The 5,435-nt window shown below is 63.7% G+C and carries 6 protein-coding genes; 1 reads left to right on the top strand and 5 read right to left on the bottom strand.

Translation table 11 applies throughout. The annotated features are described in order from the left end of the window. Window positions 1–120: 120 nt before the first annotated feature. The gene (locus IE083_RS15190) at window positions 121–792 is read left to right on the top strand and encodes a response regulator transcription factor (RefSeq protein WP_189354879.1); all 672 of its coding nucleotides are present in this window, start codon (window positions 121–123) and stop codon (window positions 790–792) included. Window positions 793–891: 99 nt separating this feature from the next. Here IE083_RS15190 and IE083_RS15195 read toward each other — a convergent pair whose 3' ends face one another. The 5 genes from IE083_RS15195 to IE083_RS15215 all read right to left on the bottom strand — a co-directional run. Beyond that, window positions 892–1,086: an XRE family transcriptional regulator gene (locus tag IE083_RS15195; RefSeq protein WP_189354880.1), complete on the bottom strand. Its 195-nt coding sequence runs from the start codon at window positions 1,084–1,086 to the stop codon at window positions 892–894. A gap of 100 nt (window positions 1,087–1,186) precedes the next feature. Beyond that, window positions 1,187–1,801, bottom strand: coding sequence for a recombinase family protein (locus IE083_RS15200; protein WP_189354881.1), 615 nt, complete (start codon window positions 1,799–1,801; stop codon window positions 1,187–1,189). 60 nt (window positions 1,802–1,861) lie between these two features. After that, on the bottom strand, window positions 1,862–3,073 hold the full coding sequence (locus IE083_RS15205) for a TniQ family protein (protein WP_189354882.1): 1,212 nt from the start codon (window positions 3,071–3,073) through the stop codon (window positions 1,862–1,864). Further along, the gene (locus IE083_RS15210; RefSeq protein ID WP_189354883.1) at window positions 3,070–3,978 is read right to left on the bottom strand and encodes a TniB family NTP-binding protein; all 909 of its coding nucleotides are present in this window, start codon (window positions 3,976–3,978) and stop codon (window positions 3,070–3,072) included. Before IE083_RS15210 ends, IE083_RS15205 begins: the two co-directional genes overlap by 4 nt. 2 nt (window positions 3,979–3,980) lie before the next feature. Continuing rightward, a partial coding sequence (locus IE083_RS15215) for a TnsB C-terminal domain-containing protein (RefSeq protein WP_189354884.1) occupies window positions 3,981–5,435 on the bottom strand: 1,455 nt, incomplete at its 5' end.

Consider the following 5,435-nt stretch of genomic DNA (forward strand, 5'->3'; position numbering starts at 1 on the left):
CCTGGAAAACCGGACCGGAGTTCGGCCCTGAAATTTACACCACCTTGACGGACGCTATCGTCGCCAAGAACCAAACCCGGCTTTGCGTTGGTTTTGTTATTTAAAGCAAGGATATTTGGAATGATTTATGTCATTGACTGCAACGAGGATTGCCGCAGGCGCACCTGTTCGATTATCGAATCGGAAGGGATGCAGGCCACGCCGTTGAAATCCGGGGAAGAGTTGCTTGAGCTAGATTTGTCAGCCGTGGCGAACTGCATATTGGCTGACCTTCGAATGCCGGGACTCAACGGCATCATGATCTTGGATGAAGTGGCCAGGCGTAAATACGCACCGCCGGTGGTGATCACAACAGCACACGCTGACTTCGACTCGGCGGTGGCCGCGCTGCGCCGAGGCGCATTCGACCTGCTCGAAAAGCCGCTCAAGGCCATGGTGCTTATCGACTGCCTTCAGCGTGCGATGCGCGCCGCAAATTTGACGTTTCGTGCAGGGATGAGAAATGGCCAGATCAGCACGCAGCTCTCCCTATTGAGCGAGCGCGAACGGGAGGTCCTGCGTCTTCACCTTCAAGGGGCCAGCAGCAAGGAAATCGCACGAGCGCTGGATATTGGCTCCGCAACGGCAGACAACTATCGAAGCAGGGTCATGCAGAAGCTTGGCGCCCGTTCCGCCATCGATCTTGCTGAGATCTATTGCGCACTTGGACTGTGTACGAGCAGTGACGTCTGCAGTACGACCTTTCCTGCCCAGCAGGTTTCGGTCGTTCGTACTGGTGCATGGCATTACTGAGCAGGCCCAACCCCTACCGACTCGGTAACATCGCCAGCATCGGTTGGGGCCGTGGACTTTTGCTGCAAAAGTTCCGGCAGTTCGTAGGCTTGGCGGGAGCTATCGATCGCTTGATTTGGACGCGATGCTTGCCATCTCATTGCCAACGAGCCCGAGTAACGCCGATACCTCGGCCTGGCTTGCAGGCTGCTTGAGATAGGCCAACGCTGCCAGCGTGAGCGGATGGCAGCCGATCGCTGCGGCCAAATCTTCTATATTCTCAAGCATCGGCGTCTTGAGTCCCCGCTCGAGCAAGGCAAGTTCCGGCCGCTACGAATGCCTGGCGAGGCTTAGCGTACGATTTTTTCCGTTTCGTGAGCTGACCCCAGTAAGCTCCCGCATTACCAACTGGGCATCAGCTCTTTGCCAGCAACTTCTGCCCGTCATGGCGTAACTCCCCCTTCGGCGACAGGTGCCGATACAGGGTCTGCCGCGTGATGCCCAGTTCCTGGCACAGATCGCCAACGCGGGTTTCCGGCTGCCCCATCGCGGCCATCGCCAGGCGCAGCTTGGCCGCCGTCATCTTGAAGGGGCGTCCGCCTTTGCGGCCCCGCGCCCGCGCCGAGGCCAGACCCGCCACGGTGCGCTCGGCGATCAGCTCGCGCTCGAACTCGGCGAGCGCGGCGAAGATGCCGAAAACCAGCTTGCCGGCGGCGGTCGTGGTGTCGATGGCCGCGCCGTGACCGGTCAGCACCCTGAGGCCGACGCCGCGCCCGGTCAGGTCATGCACGGTGTTGATGAGATGTCGCAGGTCGCGCCCGAGCCGGTCCAGTTTCCACACCACCAGCGTATCCCCCGGCCGCAGTGCCTTCAGACAGCTCGCCAGGCCGGGGCGATCCTCGCGCTTGCCCGATGCCTGATCCTCGTACAGATGCGCCGGATCGACACCGGCCGCAATCAGCGCGTCACGCTGCAAGTCCGTGGCCTGGGAGCCGTCCGCCTTCGATACCCGCATGTAGCCAATCAGCATGTCGCACCTGTCACATATACGTTCGATTATGTGACAGTGTGAGTCAGAACGTGCTGGCCGTCAAAATTTGTCACTTAACCCGTCATTCTGACTAAGACATACAAAGGGTGTGCATGGATCGTAATGTGACAGAAATTCCAGAGGAATCCCCTCGTTGGCGAAGGTGAGCCGCAGGCGTTCCAGCGATTCGGGGTCGCGTCGCTCATAAGACGCCAGCGCGAACAGTGAGCGCGCTGTCTCCGGGTTGTGCCGTGCCTCAATGATGGCCTCCTTGATGGCTTGGACCGCCCGTTGCCAGTGGTTGACGGGTTCGGGCTTCGGCTTCTTCTCGGGCAAGCCGTTGGTGAAGCCCGTTGGCGGCTCGGTCAGGAATAGCGCGGCTTGTTCCCCGCGTGGGAGCAGCGCCCTCGACTCGATGAGCGCGATGGCGCTGGCCGCCGCTTCCAGCATCTGCACCTGTGCGGCCGGGGCCAGTACCTCGAAGGGCCGCCACAGGCTTTGCCCCGCGCGCAGCGGATGGCCGCAATGCTCCCAGACTTGGCGGATACAGCCCGCGCTACTGCCACAGTGCGACAGCGGGGTGTTCAGTTCATCGAGCAGGGTGCGCAGCAGCCGGAACCACAGACCGGCATGGATGCGCCGACGCGGCAGTTCCACGAAACCGGTAGTCAGGGCCTGCCAGATGCGCCGGTCCATGCAGGCAATCGCCTCATTGGCGGGACGCGGAGCCGCCTCGGCGTTGTCCCACTGGAGATACCGACCGGGCAGACCCCAATAGGACTCCAGCCAGCAGCCATGCTGCGGGCAACTCAGCATGAGAGGGAGTTGCCAGACGAGCAGCACGGCCTGGTTGGCCGGATCGTTCAGGCACAGTGGGCAGGCACGGCGCATCGGCTGGCTCGGCAGCCAGGCACGCCAGCGCGTGATGGATCGCGCCTTGCGCTTGGGCAGTAGCACCGAGCATTGGAACGCATAGGTTTCCAGGGCCGCAGGCAGCGAATCGTCAAGGCTGTCCAACAGCCACGGCACCCAGCCGGCCAGGCTCATCTCACGCAAGCGTTCCAGTTCAACCCCGCTGCGCTGGGCAAGCACCATCAACAAGGACGAAGGCGGCACAATGTCCAGGTCATCGAGCTGACCATGACCGAGATCGTGTGCCAGCAGCTCATGCATGTCCATCCGGTAGCAGGCGGCGACCCGGTTGAGCCAGGAGGACAGGGCTTCGCCTTCCCTTGGCGCCGGATGCAGCGGCCAGCGCGGCGTAGGCTTCACATCAGTTCCCGCTCGAATTGCCGTCGCCGTTCGCTGGGGCCGATGTAGTCGGCCATGCTGAGCGTGCGGTGGTTGATCGCCTCTTCGCCGCTCTCCACGGCGACAATGGCCGCCGCCATCAGCAGATGAGCCAGTTCGCCGATGGTGCCCTCGCTGCGTGTGAGCAGGTAGCGGGCCATGTCCAGCGTGGCAATTGCCGATGGCCGCCGCAGCGGGAGCGACGCCGCGAAGCTGGCCAGCAGCGAGCAGCAGTCCTCATTGGCTTCCCACAGCGGCAGCAGCATCGGCTCGAAGCGGTTCTCCAGTTGATCGTCCGAGCGGATGGCGAGATACGCTTCGCGCGTGCCGACGCCGACCAGCGGGATGCGCAGCTCGTTACCGAGAAAGCGCAGCAGGTTGAGGAATTCGCGCCGATTGACGCTATTGCCGGCCAGGACGTTGTGCAGCTCGTCGATCACCAGCATGCGCACGCCGATCTTGCGCAACAGGGCCAGCGCCAGTTGCTCCATTTCCGGCAACCGGGGACGTGGACGCAGCGGCGCACCCATCGCGGCCAATAGCGCGACGTAGAAGCGGATCACCGAGGGCTCGGACGGCATCTGTACCACCAACACCGGGATGTGCTCCTGGTCGGCGTCGTTGCTGGCCGGGTGCGCGCGCCGGAATTTCTCTACGACCATCGACTTGCCGTTGTTGGTGGGGCCGATCAGCAGCAGGTTGGGCATGCGTTGCTTGTTCGGCCAGACAAACAGGGTTTCCAGCCGGTTCAGCGCCTCGACCGCCCGCGGGTAGCCGATCCAGCGGTCGGCGCGGATGCGCTGGATGCGTTCGTCCGCTGGCAGCCGGGCCAGCCCCTGCACCGCCGGCAGCAGGTGGGACAGGTCAACGATGGGGTATTCGTCCATGGCTACCACTCCTCAATCTGGTCGAACGGTTTGGCCGGTGGCAGGTTGGCCGCCTGCGAGTCCACCATGCCCGTATCCGGCGGTGTTGGCTTGATGGGCGGAGCCGACACCTTGAGGTGCTGGCGTCGATCCGCATCACGCCGTGCCTTGCGCGTGGCCTTCTGGGCGGTGGTCACGATCTCGCGCATCTGCCCGATCATGCGAAACAGCGCCGACTCATCCACCTGCTCACGTCCGAGCTGACGCAGTTTCGCCAGCGCCTGGCGCTGTTCCCAGAGGGTGACAGCCGGGTGCGACAGGGTGCGGTACGGGACTTCCAGGTAGTGCTGCCCCTCCGGCTCCAGCACCCAGATGCGGCTGATGTCGCGCGGATCGCGCCGGATCAGGAAGGTCGGCAGGCGGTCACGCCGGGCGATCCACGGCTTGAGCGCGTCGGCATAGTAATGGATGTGGTCGATGACAAAGCCGGTGCGGGTCAGCGTGCGGCGGATGACCGGCAGAAAATCGACCAGAAACGCGGTGGGCCGTGTGACCACAGGCGGCACGCCGATCCGCGCCACGGCCTCGGCCCAGCGCGCGGCCGGCGGCTGGAGAAGACCGTTGTGCACCGAGGCGTGATAGGTGCCCACGGCCAGCGTGAGCCAGCGCTCCAGCTCACGCAGGGTCAAGGCAGCCATCTTCTCGGAGTTGTATTCCCCGCGCTGGTCGGGATTGGAGAAAGTCGTGCCCGGCAGGTCATCGTGGATCATCTGCATCGCCGTGCCGATGATGCGTTCCACGATGCCGCCGTAGTGCGGCCGGCCGGGCAGCCGGTAGTCCAGGCGGATGCCGTGCTGCTCGCAGCCCCGACGCAGAGCCTCGCTCTTGAACTCGGCCGCGTTGTCCAGGTAGAGCAGTCTGGGCTTGCCGCTCATCGGCCAGTCCATCTCCACATCCAGCCCTTCCAGCCAGGAACGCTTGTCGCAGGCGACATGCGCCAGGCACAGGCCGACCGAGACGGCGGACGGAGCTTCCAGCGTGACCACCATGCCGAGCACGCAGCGGGTGAATACGTCGATGGCCAGCGTGAGATACGGGCGGCCAATCGGTTGTCGGTCGCGCTCGTCGACCACGATCAGGTCGATGACCGTGTGGTCGATCTGTGCCTGCTCCAGCGGCTCGGAGACTGTCGGCGGGACGCCGCCGACACCTTGCAGTTCGCGGGAGGCATCCAGGCCTTCCCGGCGGCGCACCGTTTTGAGCGGATCGAGGCTGTCGATACGCAAGGCGACGGTGTTGCGCGTCGGCACCCGCAGCTTCTGCACCTTGCAGGCTTGTGCGACCTCCCGATGGAAGGCTGCGAGGCTGCGCTTCTGCTTGGTCAGGAAACGCTTTTGCAGCAGCTCGCGGATGATGCGCTGATAGAGTCCACGGAAGTGGTGTAAATGCAGACAGATGGTAGGAGGCCATCGACGAAC

The sequence above is a fragment of the Vogesella fluminis genome (assembly GCF_014652335.1).
GTDB lineage: Bacteria > Pseudomonadota > Gammaproteobacteria > Burkholderiales > Chromobacteriaceae > Vogesella > Vogesella fluminis.